At 63.5% G+C, this 1,794-nt stretch carries 1 pseudogene; it reads right to left on the bottom strand.

Annotated features, from left to right (window positions below):
- Positions 1–20: 20 nt before the first annotated feature.
- Positions 21–1,701: pseudogene (locus KBI52_RS01665) on the bottom strand (IS1182 family transposase).
- Positions 1,702–1,794 lie beyond the last annotated feature (93 nt).

The following is a 1,794-nucleotide window of genomic DNA, read 5'->3' as shown; positions in this document are numbered from 1 at the left end:
CGATACTGCTGGCGAATTCATCATGCTGGGACGGGAACCATCATGAGCTTGGTGAAGGCGGATTGCCGGGTTCGTGCGAACGGCTTGCCAGCAAACCAAGCCCCGAGTCGGATGAGGTTCATGGCGGCCGCCGTCAGCACGTGTTGCAGGTGCGTTTTGGCGAGACCGATATAGCGCGAGCGCCGCAGATGCAGGACCCGGACACCTGCCGAAATCGTTCCCTCGATGCCGGCGCGCTGTCGATACTCTTTTGAGAAGGCAAGCTGCTCCTCACGCTGGCGAGCCGCCTCCAGCGTCTCGTGTTCCTCGCGTGGTCGTAGCGTGAGCAGGCGCCGTCCGCTTCGGGTACACTGTATCTTCAAGGGACACGGTCGACAATCTGTTGTCGAGAAGCGAACTTTGAACGCGGTTCGCCCCTGATGGTAGTCGGGGCTCCAGCTTTTGCTCTGATGCCCTGCCGGGCAGGTCGCTACTTCCCTATCCCAATCGAGGAGGAAGTCCTGCACCGTGAAGCCTTCTCCTGAGCGGGCTTGCCACTGATAATCCTTGGGAGCCGGCCCTAAAAGCGTGACGCCTTTCTTCCGGCTGGCGACAAGCTGGTCGGCCGCAACATAACCGGCATCGGCCAGATGAGTACCGGGCAGCATGCCCTTGGCTTCGAGCGCCGTATGGATGTCTTCGAGCGCATCGCGATCAACGACGGGTGCCGGCGTGGTCTCCACATGCGTGATCAAGTGTGGGCCGCCCTCGTCGCACGTCTCGGTCAGATGCACCTTGTAGCCGATCCAGATCGCTGATTGCTTCCTAGCGTAGCGCACCTCTGGATCGTAGGGCGAGGCAACCATCAGTAAGGAGGGGGGAAACCCCTCCTGGTTGGCCCGCCACCGCAGCCGAAGGGGCGCTTCCGTCCCTGTGGTCGGAGCATCGTCGATCAGGCAGAAGTTCTGGACCCAGACCTGCCGCAACAACTCAACAGCCGGGATTTGCCGCAGCCATATTGGCGCACCAGGAGCCAGGATGGCCGCAAGCAACTGATGGCCATCGCGACCAATCTGCTCGGCGTGGGCGCGCCGCTTCGCCTCGCCTTGCGGCACCTCGTGATCGCCCGCCCGCCGGTCATATCGCTCCAGCCAGGCAGGATCCGCCTCAGCACGCAGCCACTCGGGCGCTGCGGATGCCAAGGCATTCAGGGCAGCGCGCAGGGTCTCGGTCACGCAGGCCGAGACGGTTCAGGGAACGGACGGCTCCGAGTACATGGGTCGAGTCGGTGCGCTGCCGGCCCCGGGCGCTCAGCAGCTTGTGCTCACGGCAGAGTGCCAGAAGGGTATCGAGCAGTTGCTCTTCTGCGCCTCCTGCCATGAGACGGCCGCGGAACTCGCTGAGAACCGAAGCATCGAAGCCAGAGTCGGTGAGTTCCAACCCCAGCAGGTACTTCCAGTCGATGCGCCCTCGGACGGCCTCGGCCGCCCTCCGGTCGGACAGGTTCTCGGCGAATTGGAGCAGGGTTACCAGCGCCAGCCGCCAGGGACATTCCGCCGGCTGACCGCGATGGGCGAAGAGCGGTGCGAACTGGGCATCGGTGAAGATCGTCCCGAGGCGGTCGCGCAAGCGCAGATAGGCATTGCCCTGGGGAAAGGCTGCACGGGCAACGATTGCGGTCGAAGTCGGAACGTCAGCACTCACGGTCGGGCGGAGCGACATGGAACCCTCCAGGTCTGGACCCAAGCCCCCACAGCTTGAACGCTGAGCCCACCTTAACCGCTCCACCGAATAACGAATTCGCCAGCAGTATCC

Origin of the sequence: Microvirga sp. HBU67558, assembly GCF_018069605.1 — a bacterium.
In the GTDB taxonomy this organism is placed as follows: domain Bacteria; phylum Pseudomonadota; class Alphaproteobacteria; order Rhizobiales; family Beijerinckiaceae; genus Microvirga; species Microvirga terrae.
This window is presented reverse-complemented; position numbering and strand designations above follow the sequence as displayed.